This is a genomic window from Nocardia vulneris (assembly GCF_001613425.1).
In the GTDB taxonomy this organism is placed as follows: domain Bacteria; phylum Actinomycetota; class Actinomycetes; order Mycobacteriales; family Mycobacteriaceae; genus Nocardia; species Nocardia vulneris.
Window position 1 is genome coordinate 592274 of sequence record NZ_BDCI01000004.1, and the last position, 14757, is coordinate 607030.

General features: G+C 68.1%; 16 protein-coding genes. 2 read left to right on the forward strand and 14 right to left on the reverse strand.

What is annotated here, in order from left to right; translation table 11 throughout:
• Positions 1-10 precede the first annotated feature (10 nt).
• Positions 11-391, forward strand: coding sequence for a DUF5313 family protein (locus NVU01S_RS08685; RefSeq protein WP_043663099.1), 381 nt, complete (start codon positions 11-13; stop codon positions 389-391).
• 4 nt (positions 392-395) lie between these two features.
• Here NVU01S_RS08685 and NVU01S_RS08690 read toward each other — a convergent pair whose 3' ends face one another.
• Entirely contained in the window at positions 396-1625 is a 1230-nt protein-coding gene (locus NVU01S_RS08690; RefSeq protein ID WP_043663096.1) for a cytochrome P450, read from the reverse strand.
• Between the two features lie 227 nt (positions 1626-1852).
• Here NVU01S_RS08690 and NVU01S_RS08695 point away from each other — a divergent pair, with 227 nt between their 5' ends.
• Entirely contained in the window at positions 1853-2407 is a 555-nt protein-coding gene (locus NVU01S_RS08695; RefSeq protein WP_043663094.1) for a TetR/AcrR family transcriptional regulator, read from the forward strand.
• Between the two features lie 5 nt (positions 2408-2412).
• On the opposite strand, the gene NVU01S_RS08700 is transcribed toward NVU01S_RS08695, so the two are convergent.
• The 13 genes from NVU01S_RS08700 to NVU01S_RS08760 all read right to left on the reverse strand — a co-directional run bounded on the left by NVU01S_RS08700 (position 2413) and on the right by NVU01S_RS08760 (position 14694).
• Positions 2413-3297 (reverse strand): aminoglycoside phosphotransferase family protein, encoded by an 885-nt coding sequence (locus tag NVU01S_RS08700; RefSeq protein WP_043663092.1) that lies wholly within the window; start codon positions 3295-3297, stop codon positions 2413-2415.
• A 40-nt stretch (positions 3298-3337) separates the two neighbouring features.
• Positions 3338-3988 carry a hypothetical protein gene (locus tag NVU01S_RS43290; protein WP_156161372.1) on the reverse strand — a complete coding sequence of 217 codons (651 nt, stop codon included), beginning with the start codon at positions 3986-3988 and terminating at the stop codon, positions 3338-3340.
• Between the two features lie 95 nt (positions 3989-4083).
• Complete coding sequence (locus NVU01S_RS08710; protein ID WP_043663090.1) at positions 4084-4683, reverse strand: hypothetical protein; 600 nt, start codon at positions 4681-4683, stop codon at positions 4084-4086.
• A gap of 14 nt (positions 4684-4697) precedes the next feature.
• The gene (locus NVU01S_RS08715; protein ID WP_043663088.1) at positions 4698-5654 is read right to left on the reverse strand and encodes an MlaD family protein; all 957 of its coding nucleotides are present in this window, start codon (positions 5652-5654) and stop codon (positions 4698-4700) included.
• On the reverse strand, positions 5651-6781 hold the full coding sequence (locus NVU01S_RS08720; RefSeq protein WP_052280077.1) for an MlaD family protein: 1131 nt from the start codon (positions 6779-6781) through the stop codon (positions 5651-5653). Before NVU01S_RS08720 ends, NVU01S_RS08715 begins: the two co-directional genes overlap by 4 nt.
• Positions 6778-7863, reverse strand: coding sequence for an MlaD family protein (locus NVU01S_RS08725; protein ID WP_043663586.1), 1086 nt, complete (start codon positions 7861-7863; stop codon positions 6778-6780). Before NVU01S_RS08725 ends, NVU01S_RS08720 begins: the two co-directional genes overlap by 4 nt.
• Positions 7863-8897 carry an MlaD family protein gene (locus tag NVU01S_RS08730; RefSeq protein WP_043663086.1) on the reverse strand — a complete coding sequence of 345 codons (1035 nt, stop codon included), beginning with the start codon at positions 8895-8897 and terminating at the stop codon, positions 7863-7865. Before NVU01S_RS08730 ends, NVU01S_RS08725 begins: the two co-directional genes overlap by 1 nt.
• The gene (locus tag NVU01S_RS08735) at positions 8885-9886 is read right to left on the reverse strand and encodes an MlaD family protein (RefSeq protein ID WP_043663084.1); all 1002 of its coding nucleotides are present in this window, start codon (positions 9884-9886) and stop codon (positions 8885-8887) included. Before NVU01S_RS08735 ends, NVU01S_RS08730 begins: the two co-directional genes overlap by 13 nt.
• Complete coding sequence (locus NVU01S_RS08740; RefSeq protein ID WP_043663082.1) at positions 9883-10908, reverse strand: MlaD family protein; 1026 nt, start codon at positions 10906-10908, stop codon at positions 9883-9885. The genes NVU01S_RS08735 and NVU01S_RS08740 overlap by 4 nt, the downstream gene beginning before the upstream one ends.
• Before the next feature lie 6 nt (positions 10909-10914).
• Positions 10915-11781: an ABC transporter permease gene (locus tag NVU01S_RS08745; protein WP_014982146.1), complete on the reverse strand. Its 867-nt coding sequence runs from the start codon at positions 11779-11781 to the stop codon at positions 10915-10917.
• A 3-nt stretch (positions 11782-11784) separates the two neighbouring features.
• On the reverse strand, positions 11785-12630 hold the full coding sequence (locus tag NVU01S_RS08750; protein ID WP_014982145.1) for an ABC transporter permease: 846 nt from the start codon (positions 12628-12630) through the stop codon (positions 11785-11787).
• 450 nt (positions 12631-13080) lie between these two features.
• Positions 13081-14172 (reverse strand): calcium:cation antiporter, encoded by a 1092-nt coding sequence (locus tag NVU01S_RS08755; RefSeq protein WP_043663077.1) that lies wholly within the window; start codon positions 14170-14172, stop codon positions 13081-13083.
• A 114-nt stretch (positions 14173-14286) separates the two neighbouring features.
• Positions 14287-14694 carry a PPOX class F420-dependent oxidoreductase gene (locus NVU01S_RS08760; protein WP_043663075.1) on the reverse strand — a complete coding sequence of 136 codons (408 nt, stop codon included), beginning with the start codon at positions 14692-14694 and terminating at the stop codon, positions 14287-14289.
• Positions 14695-14757: the final 63 nt, after the last annotated feature.

Genomic DNA, 14757 nt, shown 5'->3' on the forward strand with positions numbered 1-14757 from the left:
GAGTTCGCGCATGTCCCGAGAACAGCGACGGCCCAACCCGATTCAGTGGCTCGGCTATGCCTTCGGGCGCCGACTGCCCGATTCGATGATCGACTGGGTGCGCCGTGACCTCACCGGAAAGCACGCGGTCGCCCGGCATCTGGTGCGTGGGCTGATCCCGTTCACCCCGCTGTTCGCGGTCTTCCTGCTCTTCCCCGGGGAACTGTGGCTGCGCGGGTCGATGGTGCTGCTCGCGCTGCTGCTGGCGCTGTTCTACACGGTGGCCTTCATGCCGATGAACCGCGCACACCGGTTGGCCAAGCACGGATTACCGGCCGATCTGGAGAACCCGGAACGAGCCCGTCGCCGCGCCGAGGAACGCGCGCGATACACCGCCCAGCATCCGCACTGAGCGCTCACGGCGCTGCGCAGCTCAGCTCGAGACGCTGCTGCCGGCGCACGAAGATACTCGGAAACCATTGCGCTGCAACGTTTTCCGGGCACAGTTCGAAGGATTCGGTGCGCTCCAGCAAAGTCCCGAGGGCGATCCGCGCCTCCGATCGGGCCAGCGCCGCACCGACACAGAAGTGCATGCCCTTGCCGAACGCGAGATGACTGCGCGGGGCAGCACGGTGCAGCCGGATCTCGTCCGGCGCGTCGAACACCGCCGGATCACGATTGGCGGCACCCCACAGCAGCAGCACATGGCTGCCCGCGGGCAACTCGGCCCCGCCCAGCGTGGTATCGGCGACCACATGCCGGTGATGCGCCCGGAACGGGGACTCCAGCCGCAGCGCCTCCTCCAGGAACGGCTCCAGCAGCCGCGGTTCATCCCGAACCTGCTGCTGGAGAGCAGGATTCGTAGCCAGCAGCCGCGCCGCGTTACCGATCAGACCGGCACTGGATTCACCGCCCGCGCCGACCAGCTGGACCAGGATCAGTACCGCGACCGACGAGGTCAATTCGCCTGCGGCGCAAGCACGAACCAGATCACCGAGGAGGTCGTCGCCCGGCTCGGACCGCGCGCGGACGAACTGCTCGTGCAGGTAGCCCGCGAGTTCGACGGAGGCGGTCACGGTCGCGCCGAGCTGATCCGGTGCCATCAGGCCGCCGAGCAGTTCGGTGCTGGCATAGCCCCAGCGGACCAGTTGCGCGATGTCGTTGTCCGGCAACCCGATCAGCGCCGCGACCAGAGTCATCGGCAGGCGATCGGCCACCGCGCCGGCCCATTCGATCCGCCCGTCGCGAAAACCGCGCTCCCACAGCCGCGCCATGGCGGCCGCGACGGCGGGCTCCAGGGCGCGGATCCGTTTCGCCACCAACGTCGGCAGCACCAGTTTGCGGTGCCGCTGATGCGCCGGCTCGTCACCGGTGGCGAGCACGTGCACGGCGTTACCGCCGCCGTCGAGATCGAAGACCGCCGGGTTACCGTCCGGCGCACGCACCAGGGCGGCGGTCAGGTGCGAGGAGAACTCGGCGGTCCGGGTTGCGGCCTCGACCACCAGATCGGACCGGCTCACCAGCGCGAACCCGGTATCGGCGAGCCAATGCACGGGCGGCCCCGCGCGCAAGGCGGCGTAGAGCGGGTACGGGTCGTTCACCAGCGCTGGATCGAAGAAGTCCAGCCGATCCGTCGTGTCCGGCATCTGCGCCGCCCCTTCCAATCGCCGACAATTGTTTCCGCACAACAGATTTCGCGCTGTCACCGGCGAAGTCAACCGTTCCGGGAAAGTGAGACGACCCAGGTCCATCCAGGTCCGTCCGATGTCTCAACGGACGCGATGAGCAGCGGTTTATCGAGCAAAACAGGTGGATTCGTCGCATGGTGAGACAAAATTGTTCGACCGTATCTCGACCGAATCGGGGGTTTCCGATGACCGGACAACCGGACTGGCTCGCCGGCGGCGAGCGTCGCGAACTCGCCGTGGCCCGCATTCATGCCGCCGCGACGACCCTGATCGCCCGCGACGGCATGCAACGGTTGACCATCGACCACGTCGCCGCCCAGGCGGGCTGTTCGCGCGCGACGGTCTATCGGTACGTGGGCGGCAAATCCGCCCTGCGCGAGGCCGTGCTCGCCGCGGCCACCGCGCGCATCGCGCACACCATCGAGCAGTCGGTGGCGGCGCTGACCGGCGCCGAGCGCGTCACCGAAGCAATCCTCACCGCTTTGACCGCGGTACGCGCCGACCCCGTGGCCGCGGCCTTCCTGCGCACCGCCGACCCACGCGAGGTCGACCGCTTCCTGGCGAACAATCCACGCCTGGCCACCGCCGCGACGACGGTCACCGGCGCGGCGGCCGCCGACCCCGCCGCCGGCCAGTGGATCGTGCGGGTGGTGCTGTCACTGTTGTTCTGGCCCGCCCACCCTGCCGCCACGGAACGTGCGCTGGTCGAACGCTTCGTCGTGCCCCTCTTCGCCCCATAGCCGCCTCAGCGCAGGGCCCAGGGGGCGATGGCTTGGACCGAGGGGTAGCCGGGGTCGGTGCAGGCTTCTTCCTCGGCGAACCAGAGCCAGTTGCGGGCGCACTGCACGAGGGTCCAGGCGCGGGCGCGTTCGGGGTCGAGGCCTGCGAGGTCGACCAAAGCGGCGAAGCGGTCGTCGAGGGTGGATTCGGTGCGGCGGCTCCACAGCAGGGAGAGCGTGCTGAACTCCAGATCGCCCACCAGCGGCTGCGGATCGATGACGAGCCACGGTTCCCGTTGCGCGGCAAGGACATTCTCGAAGTGCAGGTCCTCGTTCACGAGCAGCCGGTCCGCGGTGGGGCCCAGCTGGGTGCACGCCTCGACGGCGGCGTCGAGCAGTTTGCGCGAATACGGCGCGCCGAGACGCGCCCACTCGCGGGGCAGCTCTTCGGCCCACCCCGCCGCTTCCACCCGCAGATCACGCGAAATGCCTTGGGGCGCTGGCACAGCAAGCCTGCGCATGAGTTCGGCGGTGATCCGCACCGCATCGTCGATGGGCTCGGTTTCGAGGGACCGGTCCGCGGTCAATCGTTCGAGCAGGAGCACGCCGTCGTCGGCCGCGCCGTCGAGCAGCAGGACCGCCCCGTCACCGCCCCAGGCGGCGAGCGCGACCGGCTCGTCCCTGGTCTCCGGCGTCAGGTAGGCGAGTTTGAGCACGGCCGCGGCACCGTCGGCACGCCGGACCGGCAGCACCAGCGCACCGTAACCGTGCATCGACGGTCCGTCGACGGTGAGCTGCCAGCGGTCGAGGTAGCGCGCGGCGAGATCGGGCAGGGCATCGAGCCAGGCACGCGCGGGCGCACCCTCCTGCCCGGCGAGGCGAGTGGCGAAGAATTCGGGGACGACAGTCACCCGTCGAGCATCTCAGCTGTGTCGATTGATTTTCGGCACGTCAGCGCACGGCAGGAACCGGGGGTGGCGGGGGCGGAAATCCCGGCAGTGGCGGGAAAAGCGGAGCCGGAGCGGGCGGCTCGGGCGCGGGCGGTGGTTCCGGCGCAGGCGGCGGCTCCGGCGCAGGCGGCGGGGCAGGCACGACCGGCGGGGCGGGGACAACCGGCGGAGCGGGCACCGGTGGCGGCGCCGGATCGTCGCCTTGTCCCTGCGGGATACAGATCCAGCGCCCGTCGGGACCCAGTCCCCACTGCGCGACGATCCCGTCGTGGGAACAGTCGTCGCCTACCCGGTGCGGGTCACGACCCTGTCCCTGCGGGACGCACATCCACTGCCCCTCGCGCAGATCCCACTGTGCGACGATGCCGCCGGCGGAACAGTCGTCGCCGATCCGGCGCGCCGGTTGCGGCACCACCGGCGGCGGGCTCGGTGACTGCAAGGTAGCGGGCAGCCGGCTCACCGTGATGGTCGGCGTCGGGCTCGTCTTCGTGGACGTCCGGGCCGTCGTCGCACCCGGCTTGTGATTCTCGGCGTCCCCGTTCGATCGCACCAGCAGACCGACCGCGACCACCAGAGCGAGCGCCGCGGCGATCACGGCCGCGATGGCCAGCATGCGGGAGTTGTCGCCGCGCCCGCCTTCAGGTGTCGCCATCGAAACCGCCTTCACTGCTGGGACAGGAAATACCGGTACGAATGCACAGCTGATCCGAACGGGAGGTTACCCGAGATTTGCTGAATGAATCAGCATTACTGCTTGGGCAGCGCGCCCGCCACTCCGCCGACGTCGGCGACCTTCCACCCGTTGTTCGGGTCGACGTTCACCGTGTAGGTGACGGTGGTCTGCGCGCCGTCGGGGGTCTGGGCGCTGGTCGAGGTGACGTTCAGGAAGACGTTGACCTTGTAGATCCCGTTGTCGGTATTCATCACCTTGGCGGTGATCGGGGTCGAGGTCGAGGTCCACTTCAGCGGCACCAGGATGTCCTGCAGCTTCGGCGCGGTCGCGTCGAATTTGTTGGCCAGCTGCGGAGTGGTGTTGGTCTTGAGCTTGGCGACCCAGGAGTTCACGTCCTGGAAGTTGATGTTGGAGGCGCCGACCGCGTAGTCGGTGGCGACCTGTTCGGCGTGCTGGTCCGCCGCGGCCGCGGCGTCGCGATCACTGAGATCGCCGCGCGCGGAGAACCACAGCGAGGCGAACACGACGGTCGCGGCGCCGAGCCCCACCAGCGCGGCGCCGGTCGCGATGGTGGACAGGCGGATCGAGACGGTCCGCGCGTCCTTGACCGGTGCAGCCGCGGTGTCCTTGTCCTCGGTTGCCGGCTTCGGTTCGGTCACAACGTCGTTCGACATCGCGGCCTCCTTTCCTATTTGATCGCGACCCGCACCTTGACGGCGCCGTCGGCGTCGACATCGGCGAGGGCCTGGGAGATCAGGGCTGAGATATCGATCCGCGGCGCGGCCGCGACGATCGCATCGACCAGGGGACGCAGCACCGGAGCCAGCGAGCTCAACTCCGGCTGCAACTCCCGCAACGTGGCGATGGTCTTCTCGGTGAACGGTGCGACCCCGTTGCCGGTGGTGTACTGGTCGATCGGCTGACTGTCGACCATGGTGCCGACGTGGTCGACCAAGTTGCTCACCGCCTCGGCGAACTTCAGCCACTCGGGCGCGGCGGCGCTGAACGACGGGCCGACCCAGTCCATATTGGTCGCCGTGCTCTGCAAACTGTTGAGCAGCGAGACGATTTGCGGGTTGCGGCTCATGACGGCCGCGGCGAGCAGATCGCCGGAGCGGGCCAGATTGGGAATCGCGCTGTCGGTGCCGACCAGCGACTGCTCGGCCGTGCTCACCAGCGAGCTGACCACCTTGGGATCGAGCTGGTTCAGGGTTCGGGTGGCCAGCCGGGCGACCTCCGGAATCGACAGCGGCGTCTGCACAGTGGTGGTCTGCAGCTGCTGGCCGTCCCGGATGTACGGTCCGCCTTCGGAATTCGGACGGAACTCGACGTAGGGCTCACCGAGCGCGGAGAGGTGTTCGATGGTGACCGTGCTGTCGGTGGGCACCCGGCGCTCGGCGACGAGCTTCAGCCCCACCTCGACGCCGCCGATGCTGTTGGTCACCGACTCGACGCGGCCCACCTCCATGCCGGTGAGCAGCACCGGCGATCCGACGGCGAGCCCACCGGAATTCTTCAGCACCATCGTCGCCTTCGTGTAGTCGGCCAGCGGATCGACCTGCACCACACCGAAGGTCAGGTAGCCCGCGCCGAGCACGACGATGGCGGCGATGCCGCCCAGGGAGGCAAGCGGCCCGAGTTTCATCGGACGACTCCGATCATGCGTAGCGTCTGGATGATCCGGTCCGTCTGGTCTTGGGCCGAAACCACGTTCGCGCCTTCGGTTTTCACCCCGACGATGTTCACCTTCGGGCCGCGCTCGACGAACGGGATGACCTTGTCGCGCAACAGCGAAACCAGCGCTTGCAGATTCGACGGCTGACTCAGGTCCAGTGGCCGGGCCGAGGCCAGCAGGGGCAGGAACGCCTGTACCGTGCCGTCGGCATTGTTCAGCAGCGGAGCCAGCCAGGTGAGCGAGGTGCCGATCGGACCGAGCTCTTTGAAGATCTTCGTCACGCCGACGATGGAGGGCGCGATGCCGGTGAGCTGATCCACCGACTCCTGGGACAGCAATTCGGCGAGTTCGGGCCGGATCTTGTGCAGGACAGTCGAATTGTTGTCGATGCCGTCGAGCAGCGAATCGAGTTCGTCCAGATGATTACCCAGGTCGACGGCGTCGTCCGCCATGGTCTTGCCGATCTGTGCGGTGCGGGCGGTGTCCTTGGGCAGCACATCGTTGAGCTGCTTGATGGTGTCCTGCACCTGCTGCACCGCCCCGCCCTGGGTGAACGTGGCCAGCGCGGCCATCGTGTCCTCCAGTTGCACCGGCGGTTTGGTCTGCGCCAGCCCGATGGTGCCGCCCTCGGGCAGCAGCTTGTCGAAACCGTTCGTCGGGGTGAGCAGCGCGAGGTGGATATCGCCGAGCACCGTGTTCTGCCGCAGCTCGGCCCGCGTCGCCTCGGGCAGCCGCACGGACTTAGAGATCCGGGCGTCGACCACCACATAGCCGCCGCGGCCGCCCGCCTTGGCCGAATCCACCACCGACACTCCGGAAACCGTGCCGACCTGCGCGCCGTTGGCCATGATCTTGGCCCGGGCAGGCAGATTCAGCACGTTCTCGAACTGGATCCGGATCTGGTAGGTCGGGCCGGACACCTCGGCGCCCGGCACGGGCACCGACGAGGGGTCGAAGGCGCAGCCCGAGGCGGGCAGCGCCACCGCGAGCACCGCGGCGACACCGGTCGCGAAACGCGCTCCACGCCTGCGGCTTTCGTGGCCGCCACGCGGGAAGGACAGGGCCCACCGGCCTGTTTCGTCGCGCCGAAGCTTCATCGCACACCCGCCGATCCGAATACCAGGGCCGCCAGGTCGAGCTTCGCCAGACCGCCGTCGGCCGTGCACTGCCCCGGCGCCAGCGCGTTCACCGCGGCGCAGACCTGATCCGCGTGCTCCTGCGGAATGGCGACCTTCGGTGGGGCGTAAGCGATTCCGGAGTTGCCCACCGCGCGGAACGCGTCGGTCAGCACCGGCATCATCGACACGACCTGGGCCAGCGAGCCGACCCGGGCCCGCAGGAACTTCACCAGCGGCACCGTGAAATCGAGCGCCTTCGTCAGCGGACCGCCGAAGGCCATGGTGAGGTCGTTCAACACCGGAAGCAGCGCCGCCAGACCGTCCACCACTTCGGCGCCCGGCTCCAGCAGGGTCGTGCGCGCGATGACGAGCACCGGCGCCAACCGGGTGAACATGGATTCGATATCGCCCCAATGCTCTTCGACCTTCTTACCGACCGAGGAGAAGGCGTCGAAAACACCGACCAGGTGCGCGATATCGGCATCGGGCGAGGCCATGGCGCCGCTCAGCTGCTTGATGATCGCGTTGACCTGCGGCCCGGTTCCCGCGGTGGCCGCGTTCAGTTGCGCCAAGCCGTTGGCCAGCGCGTCCGGCGTCTTGGCATCCGGGCCCGAGATCTCGGCGGACAGCTTCGCGACCGCGTTCAGCGTCTCGGTGACGCTCTTGGGCGTCATCGTTTTGGTGATGCACTGCCCGGGATTCCAGCGCGCAGTGTCCTTTCCGCTGGACACCACGGCCAGCTGCCGCGCGGCGACGATGCTGTCGGCCAGCGTGGTGGCGCCCGCGTCGGCGTAGACCGGCTTGTCGGCCTCGACCGCGAACTCCACCCGCATCGCTTTGCCCTGCGGGACAATCGATGTCACCGTGCCGACCGGGATGCCGCGCATGGTCACCTGGTTACCGGTGTACAGGCCGACGGTGTCCGGCATGATCGCGCAGTAGCTCTCGGTCTTCTTCAGCGGATCGAAGGCGACGAAATAGGCGACCACGACGAGGAGCACCGCGACGGCCGCACCGGAGACCGACATGAACGCGCGGGAGCCGAGGATCTTGTGCAGCATCAGCAGTCCTTCCCCGGCACCGGCACGCACACCCGCGCGAGCGCGTCCGCGGGCGCGGTGATCGTCTGACCGGACTGATCGACCCGCAGGCCGTCCTCCGGGATGGCCAGCGCGGACACCTTCTGCTGCATGTCCTGCACGGAGCCGACGACCGGATCCAGCCGGTTCAACAGCTCCTCCATCCGCGGCAGCACGTCGAAGAGCTCCTGCAACTTCGGCTTCGCCGCCGCGTAGGCAGGCGCGATCGCCGCGGCCTTGCCCAGCACCTGGTTCAACAGGCGGATGGCTTCGCTCAGCTCGGCGCGCTTGGACAGCACCAGGTCCTCCAGGAGGTTGGTGGCCTGCACCAGCCGGCCCAGTGAGCTCTTGGCGCCGTCGTACATGGTCGTGTACTCGTCGGCGTTCGCGATCGCCTTGGAGATCATCACGTGCTGGCGGTTCAGGTCGTCGACGAAGCTGTTGAGGCTGTCCAGCGTGGTACGCAGGGTGTCGGGCGCCTGCGCGACCGAGGTGCCCAGCGCGGCCAGGTTGCGCCGCAGGGTATCGCCGTCGATCTTGCGCAGCGGCTCGGCCGCGTCCTGGAAGGTCTGCACCAGGCTGTACGGCAGCCGGACCCGGTCGGTCGGAATATGCTTGCTGCCCAGCGGTTTCGAGCCGGACGGGAACAGCGCCACGTAGTTGCCGCCGACGATGGTCAGCATCCGCACGTCCAGCGTGGACTGGTCGCCGACGAACACCTCGGAGTCGACGGTGAACCGCATGGTCACCCGATCCGGCTGCAGCTCCAATGATTTCACCGTGCCGACGCTGATCCCGGCGACCCGGATGTCGTCACCGACCTGCACCGACTGCGCCTCGGCGAGATCAGCCGTGTAGGTCTTCTTGCCGAACGGGACGACGTACAGCACGCCCACCGTGACGGCGAGGATCGCGACCAGCACCACCCCGATCAGCCCGAGCCGGATCTCGCGCCGTGTCGTCTCCGCCTCGCCGACCACCCGGCGGGCCGGGAAAAGCCTGCTCACCCAGCGCATACCGCCACCTGCTGTCCTGCGATCAAGACGCCGAGCACCTGCGGCACGTCGGCCTGTCCTTTGGAGCACTGCGGTTTCCAGCCCGCCGCACCGGATTTCGGGATTGCCGCATCGAAACCGGCGAGCAGGCCGGGGAGTTTGTCGAACACCTCGAGGGCCTGCTGCGGATCCGGAAAGATCTGCTGGATCAACGCGTTCACATCGTCGGGGCTCTGCAGACCGAGCGCGTTGAACAGGTTGTTCAGCGGACCCAGCACCGAGGGCGCGGACGCCGCGAAGTCGGCCAGTCCGTTCATGTTGGTTTGCAGACCGGAGATGATGTCGGCGAGGCGGGCCAGGATCGGCACCATGTAGTGCATCTTTCCGCCCGCGACATCGTGCAGGTCGGACAGATTCTGCAGCACCACGTCGATCACCTGCTGGCGATCCTTGACATGCGCCGCGAGCTTGTCGATCGCCTCGAGCGCGGGCCCGATCCCGTTGCCGTCCCCCTCGATCAGCGCGACCATGCTCGCGCTGAACTGGTTGATCTCCTCCGGCGAGATGGTCGCCAGTACCGGTTTCAGGCCGTTGAACATGCTGGTCACGTCGAACGAGGGCACCGTGTGATCGATGCCGACGGTGGCACCGCTGGCCAGGCGCTTGCCCGGTTGCGGTTGCTGCTGCAGATCGAGATAGCGCTGGCCGGTGAGATTCTGGTAGCGGATGGCCAGCTTCGAGTTGTCGTAAAGCGGCGCATCGGTTTTCAGCGACAACTGGACCCGGGCCTGCGTGCCGGTGAGCGCGATGCCCTCGACCTTGCCCACCTGCACGCCGTACATGCGCACGTCGTCGCCGACCTTGAGGCCGTTGGCGTCGGTGAACAGCGCGGCGTGCGGTTCGGTGGGGCCCGAGACCGGGCGCTTGATCGCCGTGCAGACGACGATGAGCACCGCGATCATCACCACGGCGAATACGCCGAGCCGCCACGCGGCGGCACCCACCTTCATCGGGCACCTCCCAGCAGCGGCGCCAGCACCGGCATACCGCTCACATCGATCTCGGCGTTCAGGACCGGCCCGTTCGGGGTGTCGGGCATCGCCGCACGCAGCCGCCGCAGCAGTTCGGTGAGTTCGGCACCGGACCGCGTCGGCTGCGGGACCATCTGCGTGAGCAGCGCCAGCACCGGACCGAGCATGTCGGTGACGCCGGAAAGGCCGTCGCCCGCCGCCGCGCCGAGCCCCGCGATATCCGGCAGCAGCCGGTCGGTGTGCATCCGCACGCCCGCGTCGAAGGCTTCCCGATTGCTTTGCAGCCGTGGGTTGTTGCGCAGCACGTACACCATCAGTTCGTTGGCGCCCGCGAAATCGCCCGCGCCGTAGAACGCCGGACCGAGCGCGCCGGCCAGCTGCGAGGGCGGCATCCGCTGGGTATCGGTGACGATCTGGGCCACCTGGATGATCGCCTGCGCGAGCGGGGTGAACGCCTTCATGTCCCGCGAGACCTGGTCGATCACCGTGGCCACCTGCGGGGTGAGCACCGAGTCGCCGGTCTGCGACAGGCTGCGCAGCATGCTGCCCATGGTCGCGTCGAACACCGCGTCGGTCCGTGCACCGGTCAGATCGATCACGCTGTCGTCGCGCAGGGCCGAGCCGCCCGACCCGCGCCGCAGTCCGATCTCGCTGATGCCGAACAGGTTCGCCGGCGCATAGTCGACCAGCATGCTGTCGTCCAGGCCGTGCAGCTGAGAGCTGTTCAACCGCAGCGTGATCCGCTGCGTGCCGCGCTCGTCCGGCGCGATCGCCTCGACCGTGCCGACCTGCACGCCGTCCAGCCGCACCGGGGTGCCCGCGAGCACCCCGTCACCGATCTGCTCGGTATGCAACGTGATCTGTAAGCCGTTGTCGGAGCGCAGCTCTCGATACAGCACGACGGCCGCGAGCACGGCGACGAGCACCACGAAGGCGACCACGCCGAGGAACCGGGTCCTGCGCTGGTCGACCGCCACTCCGGGCATTCCGTACTTAGGCATCGGCCGCTACCCCGTGAAACTGATCGTCGCGTTGAAGCCCCACAGCATGATGGTGAGGACCATGTCGATGGCCACGATCGCCACCGACGAGGCGCGCACCGCACGCCCGGACGCGATGCCGACACCCTCGGGCCCGCCGGTGGCGAAGAAGCCGTAGTAGCTGTGGATGAGGATCACGACGGTGGCGAAGATGGCCACCTTGATCACCGCGGCGACCACGTCGAACCCGGAGACGAACTGGAAGAAGTAGTGGTCGTACACGCCCGCGGATTGGCCGTGCACCAGCGTGATCAACCCGCGGCAGGACAGGTAGGCCAGGATCAACCCGATCAGGAAGGTCGGCACGATCGAGATCGCGCCCGCGATCACCCGGGTGGTCACCACGAAGGGCACCGAACGCAGACCCATCGCCTCCAGCGCGTCGATCTCCTCGGAGATGCGCATGGAGCCGATCTCGGCGGTGATCCGGCAGCCGGCCTGGGCGGCGAAGCCGATGGCCGCGGCGATCGGCGCGAGCTCGCGGGTGGTCGCGTAGGCGGAGACGATGCCGGTGACCGGGCCCATGCCCAGCATGTTCAGCATGGTGAACGATTCGACCGCGACGGATGCACCCATCACCAGGCCGAGCACGATCATCATCGGGACCGTGCCACCGCCGACGATGACCGAGCCGCGGCCCCAGGTCATATCGGAGATGATGCGCAGCGTCTCGTCGCGATAGTGCCGCAGCGTCGCGGGGATCGAGGAGAGCACCTGCCAGACGAAGGCCAGCACGAAGCCGAGCGCCTCGAACCGGCGCAGGAGCAGACCGCGGCGGCGATAGAACCGGGAGAGTTTGCCCAGCCCCTTGGGTACATAGGTCGATGCGGACATGGCTCAGACCAGCCTGGTGGGCAGGAACATCTCGACGACCTGGGTGACGCCCAGGTTGACGATCGCGATCGAGACGACCGACAGCACGACCGCGGCGTTCACCGCGTCGGCGACGCCGCGCGGTCCGCCCTTGGCCTCCAGCCCGCGCTGGCAGGCGATGACCACCACCAGGAAGCCGAACAGCGCCGCCTTGAGCAGCGACACCCACACGTCGGCGACGGTGGTGAACGAGCCGAAGGTCGCCCAGTAGCTGCCCGGGGTGACGTTCTGGCCGCCGACCGCGACGGCGTAACCCGCGACGATGCCGACGAAGATGATGAGGATGTTCAGCAGCGGCGCGACGAAGATCATCGCGACCAGCCGCGGAATCACCAGGCGCGGCACCGGGCTGATGCCCATGGTGTTGAGCGCGTCGATCTCCTCGCGGATCGTGCGCGCGCCCAGGTCCGCGGCGATCGCGGCGGCGCCCGCGCCGCCCAGCAGGAAGCCGGTGGCCAGCGGCGCACCCTGTTTGATCACGCCGAGCCCGCCGGTCGCGCCGAGCAGCGAATCCGCGCCGAGGGTGTGGATGAGGTTGCCGACCTGGATCGAGACGATGACGCCGAACGGGATCGCGATCAGGATCGCGGGAATCGCGGTGACGGTCACCAGGCGCCACGCCTGCGTGATCGCCTCCCGCCATTGGAACTGACCGCGCACGATGCCGGTGACCGCGCCGGTCGCCGATTCGCGTGCGATATCCACCGCGCGACCGAAGGTACGCAGTGACGAGACGACCGTGTCGGAGAAGTTCTTGCGGACGACGCGGACGGCAGAGGCGCTCGAGCGAGCCCGGGTCACCGGTGCCACGCGGGGCCCCGGCCGAACAGGTGTGTCTCGAGTTTCAAAATCGCACTCTCCATGATGGGCGTCACTGCCACCATGAAGCTATCGGTGACGATAGGTAACAGTAAAGCCGGTCACGGTGTGAGCATCGCCTCTAAAACGCTTGCTGGCAGCTAGCACCAGCCGCAGGTCAAAGGCTCAACCTGGAAGTAAATCCGCATTCTGAAACGAGTTATCAGCATAGATCGGCTATCACGGTGATCCACGCCACTTAGCTCAGCTAACACTAAGCAAGATCACGACACGGTCACGAGAACCGGAAGTGCAGCGAAAAAGACAAGCCGGACGTCTGGTTCTTCGACCGAATGGCCCGAGTCGGACAACAGTCAGCACACCCGAAGCGAAAGACCGAAACCCGGAACGGGGTGATCCGAGGCAGCGGCAGCCCGGCCGCGGGTGAGTCGAGTCACATCGCTACGGGCTGGCGGCCAGGAAAACGAAGGCCGAGAACAGGGCCAGATGCACCCCGCCCTGCAGCAGCGTGGCCCGGCCGGGCACCACGGTGAGCGTGCCGACGACCACAGTCAAGCCGAGCAGCACCATCTGGGTGGCGCCCAGTCCGAGCACCAGCGGACCGTCCAGCCAGATCGTCGCCACCGCGATCACCGGAATGGTCAGGCCGATACTGGCCATGGCCGAACCGAGGGCGAGATTAAGGCTGATCTGCACCCGATCCCGGCGGGCCGCGTTGAACGCGGCGAGCGTCTCCGGCAGCAACACCAGCAGCGCGATGACCACACCGACCGCCGAGGGCGGCAGGCCGGCCGAGGCCACGGCCGATTCGATGGACGGGGAGACGACCTTGGCCAGCCCGACCACGCACACCAGCGCGACGAACAGCAGCAAGAGACTGAGCAGCGCGGCCTTGGCGGTCGGCCGCGTTTCGTGCGCGTCGTCGTCGGTCACCACGCCGTCGCCCTCGACCGGGAGGAAGTCGTCGGGGTGCCGGACCGTCTGCACCATGACGAACAACCCGTACAGCGCGAGCGAGGCGACCGCGGCGAAGGCCAGCTGCGCGGCGGAGAACTCCGGCCCCGGCGTGCTGGTGGTGAAGGTCGGCAGCACGAGGCTGAGCGTGGCCAGCGTCGCCACGGTGGCCAGCGCGGCGCCGGTGCCTTCGGCGTTGAACACCGCGACCCGTCGGCGCAGCGCACCGACCAGCAGCGCGAGACCGACGATGCCGTTGCAGGTGATCATCACCGCGGCGAACACGGTGTCCCTGGCCAGCGAGGCGGCCTTGTCGCCGCCGGAGATCATGAGCGTGACGATGAGCGCGACCTCGATGACGGTCACCGCGACCGCGAGCACCAGCGACCCGAACGGTTCACCGACCCGGTGCGCGACCACCTCCGCGTGATACACCGCCGCGAGCACCGCGCCGATGAGGGCGGCGGCCACCACGATCACCGCCACACCGGACAGACTTCGCCCCCAGGTCAGTGCCAAGGCGACGGCGGCGAGCAGTGGAATGACGAAGGTCCAGCGTTCGGTCAACACACGGATCATGAGAACCATCGTTGCAGCAAACGCTCCGCACACAGGTCAGAGCTGTGTCAGTGGGCGATTTGCCGGTTTCGCGACACCCTCCCGGCCCGCTGCGAGGCCGAGAGGGTACGGGGGTCAGTGGTCCTGCAGGGCGTACCCGCTCGCACCGGTCGGCCGGACCGCGATGGCCACCCGGTCCTTCGCGTCCGGCGGGACCACCGGGCCGCGGCCGTAGCGTTCGGCCAGGCGGCTGTAGAGGGCGCCTTCGGGATCGTCGTCGACATGGTCGACCACGCCGCGCACCTCGATGTAGCGGTAGGGATTGTCGGGGTCGAAGATCGAGATCGAGACGCGCGGTTCCTGGGCCAGGTTCTTGAACTTCTGCCGAAAGTTGGTGTGGGTGAACCAGATGTACTCGCCGTCCCACACGAACCACATCGGGTTCACCTGCGGCGCGCCGTCCGGCCGGGTCGTGCCCAGACTCGCGTAGATCGGGCGTTCCAGCAGGTCGCGGGCCTGCTCCGGGATCTCGTACGTCGTCATACACCCTCCAGTCATGTGCGGTCTGCGCGACCTGCTCAGGTCACCGGAGGGTATGACATCGGC